7 protein-coding genes and 1 pseudogene are annotated in these 15725 nt (G+C 69.4%); 7 read left to right on the forward strand and 1 reads right to left on the reverse strand.

Translation table 11 applies throughout. The features are described 5' to 3' along the window. Nucleotides 1-67: 67 nt before the first annotated feature. A complete protein-coding gene (locus ACFYNX_RS31470; RefSeq protein WP_388666454.1) occupies nucleotides 68-6271 on the reverse strand; it encodes a DNRLRE domain-containing protein in 6204 nt (2067 codons plus the stop codon). A gap of 843 nt (nucleotides 6272-7114) precedes the next feature. On the opposite strand from ACFYNX_RS31470, the pseudogene ACFYNX_RS31475 reads away from it, so the two are divergent. From ACFYNX_RS31475 to ACFYNX_RS31505, 7 genes and pseudogenes are all read left to right on the forward strand, one after another. Further along, nucleotides 7115-7549, forward strand: a pseudogene (locus tag ACFYNX_RS31475) (IS5/IS1182 family transposase); the annotation flags it as partial. Nucleotides 7550-7844: 295 nt separating this feature from the next. Beyond that, entirely contained in the window at nucleotides 7845-9242 is a 1398-nt protein-coding gene (locus tag ACFYNX_RS31480; RefSeq protein ID WP_388666456.1) for a tryptophan 2,3-dioxygenase, read from the forward strand. A 45-nt stretch (nucleotides 9243-9287) separates the two neighbouring features. Next, nucleotides 9288-10730: an aspartate aminotransferase family protein gene (locus ACFYNX_RS31485; protein WP_388666459.1), complete on the forward strand. Its 1443-nt coding sequence runs from the start codon at nucleotides 9288-9290 to the stop codon at nucleotides 10728-10730. A 41-nt stretch (nucleotides 10731-10771) separates the two neighbouring features. Then, nucleotides 10772-12121, forward strand: a complete 1350-nt coding sequence (locus tag ACFYNX_RS31490) for an amidase family protein (RefSeq protein WP_388666462.1) — start codon at nucleotides 10772-10774, stop codon at nucleotides 12119-12121. Continuing rightward, nucleotides 12121-13005, forward strand: coding sequence for an arylamine N-acetyltransferase (locus ACFYNX_RS31495; protein ID WP_388666465.1), 885 nt, complete (start codon nucleotides 12121-12123; stop codon nucleotides 13003-13005). The genes ACFYNX_RS31490 and ACFYNX_RS31495 overlap by 1 nt, the downstream gene beginning before the upstream one ends. Nucleotides 13006-13009: 4 nt before the next feature. Then, entirely contained in the window at nucleotides 13010-14290 is a 1281-nt protein-coding gene (locus ACFYNX_RS31500) for a pyridoxal phosphate-dependent aminotransferase (protein ID WP_388666468.1), read from the forward strand. A 700-nt stretch (nucleotides 14291-14990) separates the two neighbouring features. Further along, entirely contained in the window at nucleotides 14991-15644 is a 654-nt protein-coding gene (locus ACFYNX_RS31505) for a hypothetical protein (RefSeq protein WP_388666471.1), read from the forward strand. Nucleotides 15645-15725: the final 81 nt, after the last annotated feature.

The raw sequence follows: 15725 nt of genomic DNA on the forward strand, positions 1-15725 counted from the left end.
TGCACAGGAGGGTTCGGACCGGCCGCAGCCCGTCCGAACCCCCCTGGCTTCTCAGATGTTCAACCGGTCAGCCGCGGTACTTGCCTCCGCCACCGAACGACTGGTAGATGCTCCAGTAGTACTTGGTGTGGCCGAGGTGGGCCAGACCGTTGGCGGAGAACTGGAAGGAATCGCCCGGGTCGAAGTAGCAGGTGCCCTTCCAGCACTTGTGCTTCCCGCGGTCCCCGGGCTTGGTGTCGTCGCCGTTGCCGTACCAGTACCCGTGGAAGTTGTAGCGCCCGTTCTCGCCGTGCGAGTAGCTTCCCTTCTTCACGCGGGTTCCGCGGACGGACAGGGTGTAGTCCCAGCCGGCGTAGATCCAGGCGGACCGCCAGCCCTTGCGGAACCACATGTCCCACTGCGCGGAGCACTTGTGCGAGGACTTGCTGCAGATGCGCCGCAGCCGCACGCAGGTGTAGTACGTGCATCGCTTCTGCACCCGCTCCATGAGGGCGGTGCCGGCGAGGTCGTACTTGTTCTGCGGATCGGCGCAGGCGTAGTCGTAGCTGTTGCAGCTACCGCTGTACACCGGGTCGACCGAGAGGAAGCGTCCGGTGGCCGGGTCGTACAGACGGGCGCCCATCAGGGTGATGCCGCTGAGGGTGCCGCTGTCACGCTCGTAGGCGCCGAGCCAGCCGTAGGTGGCGGCGGCTGTGCCTGCCAGCGGGTTGCCGTATTCGTCGTACCGCTGCACGGTCGGTGCCACGGAGGTGTCGAGCGGCAGCCGGACCGCGACGTCGCCGTGCAGGTTCGACATCTGCAGGACGGTGCCGCCGGCCGTGGTCGTGGCGAGCAGGGAACCCGACACGTCCGCCACGTTGCGGCTGATCGCACCGGAGGAATGCTGCGTCCAGGCCGGGCTCTCGCACTCGCAGTTGTAGTGGTCGGCCGTGGTGCCGGTCGTGCTCCACGTGCCGTCGGCCGCCCGGCTCTGCGCCGTGGACCGGGCGAGCCGGCCGGTGGCGTCCAGCGACCACAGCGTGCGGTTGGTGCCGACGGTCTCGCTGCGTACCACGTCGTTGACGAAGTACGTGAGCGTGGTGCCGCCGGTGGCGGTGGTGCGGCCGAAGGCGTCGTAGGCGACGCCGCTCGCGGTGAGCCGGTCTCCGCTGTCGTAGGTGTGGGACACCGTGGTGCTGCTCGCGTCCGCGGTGGCGCTGTCGCAGTCGTCCGAGGTCGTGGTCAGGCCCGTGCGGTTGCTGTTCGCGTCGAACGCGTAGGCACGGGTCGTGCAGCCCTGGGCGGTGCGGTCGGCGGCCCGGACGAGGTGGCCGAAGGTGTCGTAGGCGAACTCCGTCTCCGTGGTGGAGCCGTCGGTCTGGGTGTGGCCGGCCTGCTGCCCGCGGACCGTGATGTCGGCGGTGTCGGACAGCACGGTGTTGCCGGCGGCGTCCGTGTAGGCGACGCCGGTCTGGTTGCCCTCCGTGTCCGAGGACAGGGCGAGGCGGTAACCGCCGGGCAGGGTCTCGCCGGTCAGTTCGCCGTCCGGGTCGTAGCCGGGCGTGAACGTTCCGGCGACCGAGTCGGTGACGGTCTTGGTGCGGCCCGTGGCGTCGTAGGTGTACGTGGTGCTGGAGGGGACGGAGTCCGTGACCTTCAGCGGGCGGCCGAGCACGTCGTACGTCGTGGTCGACGTGTTGCCCGCGCCGTCGTCGTACGCCGTCTGGCGGCCGAGGGCGTCGTGGGTGTACGTGACGGTCTGGCCGTTGGAGGCCTTGGTGGCGACCTGGCCGCTGACCGGGTCGTAGGTCAGCGTGGCCGCCGTCAGGGAGTCCCCGACACCGCCCGTGACCGTCGTCCTGACCGTGCGGCCCGCGCCGTCCGTGGTGACCGTGGTCGTGCGGGTGCTGCCGTTGGCAGTCTCCGTCTTGCCGGCCACCTGGCCCCAGCGGTCGTAGGTGGAGACGGTGGTGACCAGTTCCGCGGGGTTGCTCCCGCCGCCCGCCACCGCGGCCGCCGGTGCCGTACGGCACAGCAGGCCCGCCCACTCGGGCTTGCCGCCGCACGCGCCGGTGCCGTCCGCCGTGTAGTAGGCGTACGTCACCGTCCCGGCGTCCGAGCCGTTGGATGCGGCCGTCCGCGTCGTGGCCGTGCGGCCCTTGGTGTCGTACGTCGTGTACGTGACCGACCGGCCGTCGGTTCCCTGCGTGGTCGCGGTCTCCTGACCGGTCGCCCAGTCGTAGGCGGTGTGCGTGGTGTGCGGGTCGGCGTCGACCGCGTAACCGTCGACGGAGCCGCCCACGGTGGTCGACGTCACCAGGTCCGACACCTTCGCGTCGGCGGGCCGGTTCTCGTCGTAGGCGTACGTGGTGCGGGTGCGCGCCAGCACCGTGGAGCCCGCCGGGAGGGTGGTCTCCGCCGTGGTGCCGGTCAGTTCCTCGACGAGGGTGACCGCGTGCAGCGGGCCGTACTCGTCGGTCAGGCGCCGGCCGCCGGCGGTGTACTCCGAGAGGGAGGCCAGCCGCTGGGCACGGTCGGCCGTGGACATCTCGGTCAGGCCGAGCCCGGCCAGTTCCTCGGCGGCGCCGTCGGAGATGCCCAGAGCGAGCGCGCGGTTGGCGGCGGTCAGCTCGCTGACCGTGTTGCCGTGCTCGTCGTGCTCGGCGGTGGTGATCGCACCGCCCGGAGCCGCGAGGTTGACCTCCTCCCCGTCCGCGTCGATGTAGGTGATCGTCGCCCGCGTGTAGGCGCCGGCGGCCAGGTCGGCGCCGGTGCTGGAGGCCGGCACGGAGTCGGCCGGGAACACCGCGGTGGCGTCCGTGGGAGCCTCGTCCTGAGCCCAGGTGGCGACCGTCGCGGCGTCCATCCGGTAAGGCGCCGAGGCGCCGCTCAGCGGCACGTCGTACACGACGGTGGTGGCCGCGGTGCCGGACGTGACCGTGTTCGAGCCCTCCGCGAGGGCCGGGCGGGACGCCTTGAGCAGCATGCCCGCGCCCGCGGTCAGCGTCGAGCCCGCCTTGCCGTAGGTGAAGGTCCACGGCAGCTCGCCGGGTTCGGTCAGGGTGAGGACGCGGCCGTCGGAGTCGTAGGCGTACTCCGTCTTCAGCGCCGGGCTGATCCGCGGGTCCCACACCTGGCGCAGTCGGCCGGCGGTGTCGTAGGTGTAGGAGGCGAGGGTCTCGGCGGTCGCGGCCGACGCACCGGGGTCGGTCGCCCACAGCCTGATCGCCTTGACCTGGCCGGCGAAGTCGCCGAGCGTGCCGGGGCCGGCGGTGGTGGAGGGCGCGTACACGAACTCCAGCACCCGGCAGCCCTTGGTGGCAGGTGCGCTCTGGCAGGTGGCCGCGGGGACCGCGCTCGACGGGGAGACGAGGTACTTCGGACGGGACAGTGTCCTGCCGCCCGCGGTGACGGTCTCGGACGCCACGCTCAGCGTGGAGTCGTCGACCGCGGAGGCGGACGAGGACAGCGTCCAGGTGGTGGCGCCGGCGGCGGCCTTGGCGAAGACGGTGTGGTTGGCGTCCGGGTCGGTCAGCGTGAACTGCGTCCCGCCGAGCGTGCCGGTGAGGACCATGCCTTCCGCGTTCGTCTCCGGCGCCCAGCCGCCGCTCGCGGTCGCGGTGAACGCGATCGTGCTGCCGTCGCTGGAGAGCAGCTCCACGGAGGTGTCGGACGTCTTGCGGATCTGGGTGTAGTCGCTGGCCTCGCCGCCCAGTGAGGAGGTCCAGCCGGGACCGAAGACGGGCGCCTGGCCCTCGGCGTCGGTGTTGTTGGCGCGCGAGGAGTAGGTGCGTCCCACGCTCGCCTCGAACGCCGTCACGTCCGTCGCCGACAGGGTGTAGTCGCCGGTGAGCTGGTTGACCGAACCGGGGCCGACCGCGGCGGACGGGGCGTTGCCCGCGTCGCGGTCGAGGGTGGCCTCGGCGGTCGGGGAGTAACCGGTGGTGGTGCCGTTGGTGAAGGCGGCACGCAGCTCGATCACACCGTCCTCGGCCAGCGAGGCGACGGTGTTCCACACCAGCTTGGTCGCGGTGCCGCCGGTGACCTGGACCGGCCATGCGGAGACCGCCGCGCCGGAGGCGGTGACGTCACCGACCGGCACGGTGCGCCAGGTGTCGGTTTCGCCCCGGCGGTACTGCCAGGTGACACCGGTGTAGCTGTTCAGGCCCTTCGCCGCCAGGGTCAGGCGGCGGGCGGTGGTCGTGCCGCCGGACGGCGAGAGGATGCCCGCACCGTCCGCGCCGACGCCGAAGCTGTAGGAGGTCACCGCAGAGGACAGGTTTCCGCCGGAGTCGACGGTCCGGGCGTACAGCGTGTGCCAGCCGTTGGCGGGGGCGATGCTGATCGTCAGCGCGTCGCCGCCCGTTCCGTTGGTGGTGTCCAGCTTCTTGTTCGGCAGCGAGGAGTCGTCCAGGCCCCAGTGGTAGCCGGCGCCGTCGGTGGACGAGGTGTCCAGCGTGCATGAGACCGCGGCGTCGGCCTTGTCGGTCCAGCTGTCCTTGACGTACGTGTCACAGGTGACCGCCGGCGCGGCGGGCGGGCCGGTGTTCATGACGAACGTCGTGTAGCCCGACCAGGCGCCGTAGTCCGTCCCGTCGTTCGCCCGCGCCCGGTACCGCAGATGCGCGCCGGCCGGGAAGGCCTTCGCCGAGGGGACGGTCAGCTTCGCGGTGGAACCGGAGGCCACGGCCGCGGACGTGGCGGTGTACGCGTACGTGGTGTCCGCGTACGCGGGGTCGGCGGTGATCTCGAACTGCGCCTTGGAAGCGGAGCCGTCCGGGTCGGTCACCTTCGCCGACAGCGTCGGCGTGAGCGAGGTGACGTAGCGCTTGCCGTTGTAAGAGTTGGTCTGAGACGGCGAGATCGCCGACGAACTCGGCACCGCCGGGTACGAGTTGTACGTCACCGTCAGGTGCGGCTCGGTGGATCCGTCACCGGAGACGTAGTTCGCGGACCGGAAGCGCCGCCAGGTGAGCGAGTCCGTCTCGTTCGCGCCCGCGATCCGCAGACCGTGGTTGGCGGACCCGTCCGCCCACGCCTGCACGATGGCGTCGACGTCGAAGTTCATCGTGCCCGCGGGACAGGTGCTGTCGTAGCCGAGGGCCGCCGTGTTGGTGACCGCGTCGGTGGCCGTGGTGGTCGGTTGCGCGGCCCAGGTGATGTCCGACGACGACCAGGCGGAGGTGATCCGCCGCACCTGCGTGCCGGCACCGGCGGTGGAGCAGGTCGAGGCGTAGTACGAGTAGAGCGCCAGGTTGGTGTCGGTGATGTGCTTGCCCCGGAAGGCCGTCACGTCGAACTTCAGGTACGAGCGGGCCTTGGTGGTGCCCGCGTCGTACGTGCCCGACTTCAGCTCGGTCGAGGAGACCTGCGAGTCGGGGTAGTTGGTCGCCACCCAGGTGTCCGTGGTCGCGGCGAGGGTGGTCGTCGGGTCGACGGTGACCGGATACGTGAGATCCTGCGCGAAGTACGCCGGGTCCGGCTTGAGCACCAGGACCTGAGCACCGTCCGCCGCGGTCTCCACCTCGGCGGCCACGCGGGCCTGGTGGTCGGACTCGCCGGAGGCGCGGTTCTCGCCGGAGTCCCACATCATGGGCGCCGGGGCCTCGGCGACGAGCTTGCCGCCGGCGTCCTTCAGCAGGAGGTGACCGGAGGCGGCCACCGACAGTTTCAGGCCCTTCAGATGCAGCGGGATCCGGTACTGCAGCGGGCCGCTGGGCGCCTTGTGCAGCAGGATGTTCTCGGAGAACCCCTGAGCGAGCGCCGTGACGGACAGCGTCTGCCCGCCGCCCAGGCTGTAGGAGGCGGTGTCGTCCTCGACGGTGGGCGTGGGCAGCGTGCTGGCCCAGCCGAGCCCGAAGGCCTTGTCGCCCTTGCCCACGGAGGCCAGGGCGGTGTCGCCGCCGTCGGACACCTTGATGTCGGCTGCGGCCACGTCCGGCTCCAGCGCGGCGCCCGTGTCCGACAGCGAGGTGTCGATGTTGTGCCACCTGCCGTCCACCTTCTGCCGCACCGGAGCCGCATAGGTGGTGGTCTGCATCTGTCCGTCGGGCAGCGCGTACGTCGTGGCGACCGAGGACCGCTGCGAGACGACCTCGATCTTCCGCCCCTGCACCCGTGCCATCAGCAGCGCGGCAGCGACGGAACCGGCCGACGATGCGGCGGGCTTGGCACCGGCCTGCCTGCCGGGGTCGGCGGCGACGGCCCGGTCCGTGTTCCCCTGGGGAACGGCGAAGGCCGCCCCCGTCTCGCTCATCACCAGCACGGACTGGGCCGCGAGCACCGCGGCCACCGAGAGCGCGACCCGGCTGGTCCAGCCTGTGGACGCACCGCTCCCCCCGTGCGTGCTGTGCGCTCTTCGCGCACTTCGCGTTGCTTGCGCGCGTCGCGATATCCGTCTCACCAACGTACTCCCCATGGAGGCGTCCCGGCCGCGCTCACACAGGCCAGGGACACGATGTAAAAGAGACGTGAGGATAACCGGAAGATCATCTTGCACCTCTGCCGGGGTGGCGTCCAGGCTGGATCCGGGCGGGGTTCCGTGCCCGGACACGACGCCACTCGCGCAGGGCACGCCCGCGAGGCCGACGCGCGTCGGCGGGCAAGGGCAGGGTGGCGGGGGCCAAGTCGATCCGCGGTCGGACGGAATGGGAGTCGTGAGCCACTGATCGTTTCGGAATGAGGTTCGGAGGCGTCGCAAGCAGGTGACGCTGCAGGCGGGTCGGGACGGGCCGAGGTGGAGGTCGGCTCGCCTCCCGTAGCGAGGACGGAGGCGTTTGGACTGGTCGAGCCAGGCCGAGGTCCGTTCCACGGCCCAAGGGTCGTCCCGTCGAAGGTCTTGGAGTTGCCGGACGTAGCGGCCCACCGTGCCGCGTGCGACCCATCCGGCGAGGGCGAGGTCGTGTGGATGGGCGATGCCGAGCATGGCGTGGTGGACGCCGTCGCCTTCGCCCAACCAGCACCCGTGGACTGCAGCCTTCAGCCGACCCAGGGTCCAGACGCACAGCACTTCAAGAAAAGAGAACACCGCAGCCGCCCACGGCATTCGCGTGGACCTCTTCCATCCTGTGCCGGGGGATGAAAGAGGCTGGTCAGCGGGTGTGGTGACGAGGCAGGGCCCCTCGTCGTCGGCGCGGTGACCCCACTCATCACACCGGCGACCGAAGGGGCCCCGAAGGTTTCCGTGTCCTGCCGTGCTCGACATCCGCACGAGCCGGTCGAGCACGTCGCCCTGCTCCTGCACGAGCACCACCAGACCCGTAACACCCGCCGGCACAGGCCCGGGTGCTCCAAGCAGGCTCTGCTCACACCGGCCCATCCACGGAAGAACGAGACGTTCTCCCAACCCGGAGCCGATCACGGGACATCGCAGGCCACCGCCCGGCGGTACGCCGACGAGACCCTGGACGTCCAGGCCGACCGGGCGCCCGGCCTCCACGAAGCCCTCACCGGCCCCGGCGAAGGCGACCACGTCATCGTCGACGACACCCTGATCCCCATCGACCGCATCCGCGGGATCCACCGCCGGGCCCGATGCTCCACCCGCCGCATCGGCATCGTCGTCCAAGTCACCACGTCCTTCCGACCTGCACCTATTCAAGATGAAAACGGATCAGCGTTACGCAGAAGATCACATCCGCATCCTGACGAAGACCCTTTGGCGAAACCTCCTTTTTACGCCAGACGTCCACCCGGTCTTCCCCTTCAGGAGTTTCTCCCGAGTCTGGAATGGCTCGTGTTCGTCACATTCCGCAACCCCATGACCTCAGGTGCGTTCGCGCATCAGGTGCACCTGTCCGAAAGCGCACCGGATTCCTTGACTGTTGCCGGGTAGCCGACCATCAGACAGAGAAGGAAGCCTGCCGATGCCCAAAGACGAGAACGAAGTTCCGGGGTGCCCCGGCACCGTCGGTGCGTGGCTGAGAGATTTCCTGACGAAGCCCCACGATGATTTGGGACGGCAAGGCAGTGTGTGCCCCTTCGTGGATCCCGCCCTTCGTGCCGGAAGTCTCTTGTCGCAAACGGTCGACTACGACGCCGAGGTCGGCTGGTCCGGAATAGCGGAAATCATGCGTCATCAGATGGACGCTTACAACGAACGCTCCTGGCCGGAAGGAAAGGAGTCCCTCTCCTCCCTGGTCACCGTTCTGTGCGGCATGCCTGAGCACCATTGGCCGCTGCTCGACGAGGCCCAGCGCCGAGTGAAAAGCGAGGCGGTGCAACGCGGTCTCATGATCGGCCAGTTCCACCCGCGCTGTCCGGAGCCCTCAGTCTGGAACCCGCTGTTCCCGGTGTCACGGTCCCCCGAGCCCCTCTTCGCCATCCGCCACATGGCGCTGCACGACATCCTCTTCCTCCACGGTTCCCCGTCGCTCTTCGACGAGTACGACCGCCGTTTCGGCCGGCACTACAACAGCGAACGGTCCGCCGCCCACCTTCCACAGCGTTTCGTCGACCTGTACGAGGAAGCCAAGGGAAAAGGGAGGGGAAAGAGCGAATACATCGCCTATCAGAGCATCGACACCCTGCTCTCCCTGCAGCAGCCCCACACCGGCCATCCTGCCGAGATGACGTTCTACCTGGTGGGACAGGCCAAGGAACTTCTCTTCAAGCTGGTGTACGAGGAAATCACGTCGGCACGTCTCTCCCTCGTCGTCGATCATCCCGACGAGGCTTCGTGGAGCCTTCGTCGGGCGTCTTCCGCGATGGAGATGCTGACGCAGGCATGGGATGTGCTCGCCAGGATTTCTCCTGCCGAGTTCAACGCCTTCCGCGAAGAGCTCGGTTCCGCATCCGGAATCGATTCCTACATGTATCGGATGGTGGAGTTCACACTGGGGCGAAAATCGGAGTCCATGGCACGTCGGTATGCGAGCGTGCCCGGCGTTTCCGAGTCCGTCCACCGGACGCTGCACAGTTCCAGTGTTTACGACGAGGCGCTGGGATTGCTGCGTCGCCGCGGACTCCTGGGCGCGGACGAACGTTCGACGGAGGCCGCTCGACGAGCATGGGCGCACGTCTACCGGCAGCACGGCCCGTCGAGTGACGTGTTCCGACTGGGCGAGGCGCTGATGGATTTCGCCCATGGGTTCGGCCGGTGGCGTTCCCTCCACCTGCTCCTGGTGGAGCGCACCATCGGCAACAAAGCCGGCACGGGAGGCACCACGGGTGTCGACTGGCTGCGCCGCTCGGCCGACCACCGTTTCTTTCCCGAACTGTGGGAGGCGCGTTCCGATCTGGAACCAGGCTCTCCTGCCTGGTGAAACACGGACAGGCAACCAAGGCGGCAAACCCAGAAAGGCGACAGCATGACACCGAGTCGGGACGTAGCCGAGCAGATCATCGAGCGCTACCACACCTCGAACCCCGCATCGGCACGCGCCTTCAAGGCGGCGGCGGCCTCCCTGCCGGGGGGCGACACGCGCACCATGACCACCTACGCGCCGTACCCGCTGTACTTCAGTCGTGGTGAACGTGCGCGGGTGCAGGACCTCGACGGCCGCTGGTACCACGACATGGTCGCCAACTACGGTGCCCTCACCCACGGCCACGACCATCCGGCGCTCACACGGGCGGTGAACGACCAGATCCGTCTGGGCACCGCCCTGGGCGGACCGAGCACCCTGCAGTACCGGCATGCCGAGCTCCTGTGCGCACGGGTGCCCGCCCTCGAGCGGCTGCGGTACTGCAACTCGGGTACGGAAGCCACGATGTGGGCGTTGCGGGCGGCCCGTGCCTACACCGGCAGGGACGTCATCGTGAAGGTCGCGGGCGGCTACCACGGCACGCACGACTGGGGGCACGTCAGCGCCTTTCTGACAGGCGGCGAGACGCATCCCCAGCTTCTTCCAGGTCTCGCCGCTGTGGACCTGGCCCCCGGCGTACCGGAGACGGTGCTGCAGTCCGTGGTCACCGTTCCCTTCAACGACGCCGGAGCAGTGGCGGACGTCCTGTCCGGACTGCGGGGCCGGGTCGCCGCCATGATCGTGGAGCCGGTCATGGGAGTGGGCGGCGGCATCCCGGCCCGGCCCGGCTACCTCGAAGAGGTCCGCCGGCTCACCGCGGAGGAGGGAGTGGTGCTGATCTTCGACGAGTGCGCCACCTTCAGGTTGGGGACGTGGCAGGTGAGGCACGGAGTGCGGCCCGACCTCAGCACGTTCAGCAAGATCGTGGGAGGGGGGCTCCCCGTCGGCGTGTTCGGCGGAAACGCGGACATCATGTCGATCTTCGATCCCGCCGGGCCGCGGCCGGTCTATCACGCGAGCGCTTTCGGAGGGAACAGTCTTTCGCTGGCCGCCGGCATCGCAGCGCTGGAGACGTTCGGGGAAGCGGAGGTCGCCTACCTGGACCGGCTCGGCGCCGGTCTGCGTCGTGGTCTTGACGCCGCTGCCCGGAACGCCGGTGTCGTCGGGCGGGCCGTCGGCGAAGGAGGCATCAGCTATTTCCACTTCACGGCCACACCGCCCCGGGACGCGGGCGACACCGCGGCGGCCCGCAAGGGCAGGGACGGCTTACGGGCGCTGATCCACCTGCACCTGCTCGACCAGGGGTTCCTGACCTCACGACACGGCTTGATCTGCCAGCACGTCGTGACGCCGGAACCGGTCGTCGACTCGTTCGTCGCGGCGTTCGCGGACACCCTGGAGGTCCTGCGGCCGTACATGGCCGAACACCACCCGGAGCTCCTCGGCGACACGTCGTCCCCACCGCTCACGTCCCGGAAGCCGGCAACCGACGAGGCCGCGCGATGACGTCGCCGCACCTGTGGAGCGTGTCACAGGCCCGTACGGCCATGGAGCGAGGCATCATCTCCACCGCCGAATACCTCACCGAACTGACCCGGCGCAGAGAGGTCCTGGCACACCTCCACGCCTTCGTGCACGAGACCGACGGCCTCCGGCCCGACTCGTCGCGCCCGTCCGGTCCGCTCGGCGGCGTACCTCTCGCCGTCAAGGACAACATCGACGTCGCGGGCCTCCCCACGACGGCCTGTACGCCGGCCCTCCGTCACCACGTGCCCGTGCGGCACGCGGCCGTCTGGCGACGGGTCACCACAGCCGGTGCCGTGCCGATGGGGAAGACGACCATGCACGAGCTCGCCTACGGGGTGACCGGCGTTCATGCCGACGTCCTCACCGCGCGCAACCCCGCCGCTCCCGGCAGGCTGGCCGGTGGGAGCAGCTCCGGTACCGCCGCCGCCGTGGCGGCCGGGATCGTCCCGGCCGGACTGGCCACGGACACCGGAGGATCCGCGCGGATCCCGGCGGCCCTCTGCGGTGTCGTGGGTTTCCGCCCCAGTACGGGCCGTTACCCGGACCAGGGGATCGTTCGAATCTCGCCCAGCCGCGACACCGTCGGGATCATGGCTCGCAGCGTCGACGACGTGCACCTGCTCGACGCGGTGCTCGCGGGTGGAACCGCCTCCTCCGGGAAGCCTCCGGCAACGGCTCCGGTCCTCGCGCTGCCCCGCGCCACCGCGTGGGCGGATCTGGACCCGGAGGTGGCCCGCGTCACCGAGGCGGCACTCGACGCCCTGCGGTCCGCCGGGTGGCAGATGCGAGAGCTGTGCGAGCCCCTGTACGATCCGGCTGACCTGATCGAGGCCGCGACGGCCGTGCCCCTGGCCGAGACGAAGGCCGCGGTGAACGCCTACCTGCGTGGCCACGGAGCTCCGCAGACGTCGACGACGGTCTTCGAAGCACTCGTCTCACCTGACGTCCGCACGCTCCTGATCCCCCTCCTGGACGGTCCGGTCGTCGACCCGGGCCGGCGTCTCGCCGCGCACCTCATCGCCGCCAGAACGGCCCACGCCGCCCTGGACGCGCTCGGGAACTGCGACGCCACGGCGTTCCTCGCTCCCACCACGCCCCTTCCCGCACCGCCCCTCGCAACCGGCGCGTGGGTGAGCCACCGGGGACGGAACGTGCCGACCTTCACCACCTACATCCGCAACACGGCACCCGCCGCCGTGTGGGGGTGGCCCTCGCTGACGGTACCTGTCGGACGTACGGCTGCCGGGCTGCCCGTCGGACTGCTGCTGGACGCACCACGCCACCACGACGAGCACCTGCTCGAACTCGGCCGTCGATGCGAGCAGATCCTCGCCACCGCCCGTCACTCCCCGGCCTCGGAGATCCCGTGATGCGAGCCGAGAATCCCGAACCCGAAGCCCCGTCCGGCTGGGGCTCCGAACGCCTCGACCTCGACGCCTACCTCGACCGCGTGGGCCTGCCCGGGCTCATCGCGGAAGAAGGGGGGCGACGGAGCCGTCCGACGCCTGACGACCTGTGCGCACTGCACCGCGCCCACCTGGCGGCCATCCCGTTCGACAACATCGACCTCGTGCTGGGAAACCCGGTGAGCCTGACCCCCGAGGCGATCTCGGAGAAGCTGTGCCGACGTCCCCGGGGCGGATGCTGCCACGAGCACAACCTGCTCTTCGGCCTCGTGCTCGAGCGGTGGGGAGTTCCCGTCGAACGCCTCGCCGCACGTGTCCTGCTGGGCGGCTCGGGTCCGCGCCCCCGTACCCACATGCTCCTCAAGGCACGGATCGGGCAGCAGGAATGGCTCTGTGACGTCGGATTCGGATCCGACGGATACTTCCACCCGCTGCCGGCGCGGCACGGAGCAGAGGTCACGCAGCACGGTCGTCGTTTCCGCGTCGCGGCCCACGACCGCTTCCGGTGGAGCGTCGACGTTCACGCGTCCGGTGCGTGGACGCCGCTGTACGAGTTCACGCACGAGTCCCGGCACCCCATGGACTTCACCGTCGCCCACCACTTCCTCAGCACGCACCCCAGGTCCATGCTGCGCAAGGCCCCGTTCCTGCAACTGCTGACTCCCGAGAAGTGGCTTCAACTGCGCGGTGACGTCCTCAGGCGCGTCACTCCGTCGGGACGGAGCACCGAACGGATCACCACCGACCTCCTCCCCGGTGTCCTGAGCGAGTTCGGCATCGAACTGACAGCGGCCGAACTCGCCGCTCTGACGCGCACCTACGTCCCGTACCCGCGAACGGAGGAATAGCGGCATGGAGCCCACGCGCTTCGTCCTGGACAGCGGCCGGCTTCCCAACGACCACGAGGACGCACGCCTCATACGCTGGTACGAAGCACGAGGCGGAGACGTACGCGACCTGCACTATCTGAGCCTGGGCGAAACGTGGCAGGCAGTTGCCCCCGGTTTGACCGCCGCGCTCACCCGTGCCCTGCCCGCCCACGCCCACGGGTACACCCTGTCCCCCTACGGCATGCCCCTCCTGCGTGACGTCCTGCGTGACTACATCACTCGGACGCATCACCTGCCACGGCCGGAAGCCGCACAGTACGACGTGGCCGTCAGCCAGAGCGGCACACGAGGCGTCATGTCCGATTTCGGCCGCCTTCTCCTCGAAGATGCGGACGGACGCGGGACGCCCCCGGCCGCCATCGTCCCCTCGCCAGGATGGGACTACGCGGGCGTGCTCGCCCCCCTCGGCTACCGGATCCTCCCCTATGGCCTGCGGCCCGACCGGTCCTGGCAACCCGATGTCGCCGAGATCGGGGCACTGCTGGCGCGTGCCGGCTCCGGCTGCCTGCTCGTCCTCAACCCGCAGCACAATCCGACCGGTGCCGAGTGGGAGGCCGACACCGTCGAAGTGATCGTGAGGACGGCCGCAACGCACCGGGCGGCCATGCTGCTCGACGACGCCTACTACGCGCTGCACGCACCCGGCACATCCCCCACCAATGCCCTGCGCGTCCTCGTGACCGCCACGCGGGAGACCTCCGTGCCGTGGCTGGCCACGAGAACCCTGGGAAAACAGTTCCACTGCAACGGCTGGGGCATCGGAGCCCTCACCGCCGGGCCCGCGGTCCTCGCGGGGCTGGCCCGGGTCACGCAGCAGCGCTCCTACGGCTGCGCCTTGCCCCTGCAAGCGGCCATGGCGAACTGGCTGCGGACGGCCGACGAAGCGGAGGCCTTCGTGGACCGCTTGAGGCACACCTATGCCGACGCCAGATCGCGGGTGACCCGGCGCCTGCACGATGACCTCGGTTTTCCGGAATACGCCGTCCACCCCGGCTCGTGCACCTCCTACCTTCGCTTCCGCGTGCCCACACGCTTCGTCAGGAGCGGTTCGGAAGCCCACTACCGACGCCTGTGCCTGGCAGCGGGTGTCCTGCCGGGCGCGGGCAGCATGACGAACCACGTCAGCGTCCCGGGTGGACAGGACGACCGGGAGGAGGCGTACGTCCGGCTCTTCCTGGGACAACCGGGGCTCCTGCTCGACAGTGCTCTGGACCGGCTGGCCCGGGCCGGACTCGGTTGGTGAACCGCTGTGCCGTCGGATTTCCGGCCGTGTAGGACGCGCTGCGACGGGTCGGCTGACGCACGGTGCCGCCGCACCACCGGGCGCCGTGGGCGGACCGGCGTGCACCGGGCGGAGAGGGTGGTCAGGCAGGTCCCTCCACGAAGCAGCACGGGCGCGCCGCACCGCCTGCGGAGCGAAGCCCGGCGGTGTCGAGAATCCCTGGCCGGGCACGGCGGACGGCCGCAGACGAGGGCGGGACAGTTCTATTCCAGAAATCGTCCTGAAAACAACGACTCTCAAATAATTTCCGACGTCCACGGTGCGTCATTCTCCACAAATCGCCCCCAGGGACGAAGACAGAGGGTGGAGGAGTTCAACGCGATACTGAAGTTGCTCGTGCGAGATTTACACAGAAGCCCATCAGGACACCTATCGGATCCTTCTCGGGCCGGAGTCCCATGAGGCAAGGAGGAGGGTTCACGCAGTTCAAAAGGGCTGCCTAGTAGATCGCCACGAGATCCGGTCGCCATGGCGAGAATCCAACCCATGGCGGAACAGACAGATCCGCTTGCCAGATCCGGCTTTTGAGGAAACTCTGGATCGTACGGGCGGATCAAATCCGAAGCCACGTCGGGAACACGGCTCCGCCAGCCGGTTCCGCATGTCGGCTTCGGCGTGCCGTCCCCCACCTCTCGCCGCCCCCACTCCAAAAGGATTCCTCTTGCCTTCCACTGAATTCATCGAAAAGGTCGGGGTGAACATTCCCGAGCATCTCAGCGCCAACGAGTTCCTGTCGCTGGCCCGGGAAGGGATGGTCGAAGAAGAACACCTGCGGAGTTTCGCTCTGGCGGAGTTCCAGTCGCAGGAGGCGGAGTTCACCGCCTACGGACTCCTGACCTCCCGGTTCCCGCACGAGGTTCCCGGCGGATTCTTCTCGTTCGTCACTCGTGAGCTGATGCGGGCACGTCGGCGCATGGTGGGTGAACTCGCGCCCGCCCTCGGCATGTCGGTCGACCGGATGCGCCGGGAGCCCCGGTCCGAGGCGGTCCGGCGGTTCACCGAGTTCATCTCGTGGGTCGCCCTGCACGCGGGAGCGGGTGAGGCAGCCCTCCTGGCGCGCACCGACTTCACCCTGTGGTGCAACTCCTGCGCGGTGCTCAGCGACGTCCTCGCCGAGGCGGAACAGGTGCCGCAGGCCGTGGTGGCGTACGTCGACGCCTACCGCGACAACCCTCCGGAGGTCGCGGACGGCGTACTGGAGGTCATTCAGTACGGCAGGGAGCACCACGAACCCGACGTCTGGATCACCCGCAGCGCGGTGCGGATGGAGCCCGCACTGCGCGACTGGTGGCGTGCGGTCGCCACGGCCGGCTGAGCTCCACCGGCACCGCGGCGGGTTCCGGACAACAGGCATGAGGCCGTGCAGAGGAGTGGCATGGGACGCGAAGTCAGTCGG

It is taken from the genome of Streptomyces sp. NPDC007872 (assembly GCF_042868165.1).
GTDB lineage: Bacteria > Actinomycetota > Actinomycetes > Streptomycetales > Streptomycetaceae > Streptomyces.

Coding starts and splice junctions, on each gene's coding strand:
- ACFYNX_RS31500 (WP_388666468.1), top strand. CDS start 13,010: ATGGAGCCCACGCGCTTCGTCCTGGACAGCGGCCGGCTTCCCAACGAC.
- ACFYNX_RS31490 (WP_388666462.1), top strand. CDS start 10,772: ATGGAGCGAGGCATCATCTCCACCGCCGAATACCTCACCGAACTGACC.
- ACFYNX_RS31480 (WP_388666456.1), top strand. CDS start 7,845: ATGCCCAAAGACGAGAACGAAGTTCCGGGGTGCCCCGGCACCGTCGGT.
- ACFYNX_RS31485 (WP_388666459.1), top strand. CDS start 9,288: ATGACACCGAGTCGGGACGTAGCCGAGCAGATCATCGAGCGCTACCAC.
- ACFYNX_RS31495 (WP_388666465.1), top strand. CDS start 12,121: ATGCGAGCCGAGAATCCCGAACCCGAAGCCCCGTCCGGCTGGGGCTCC.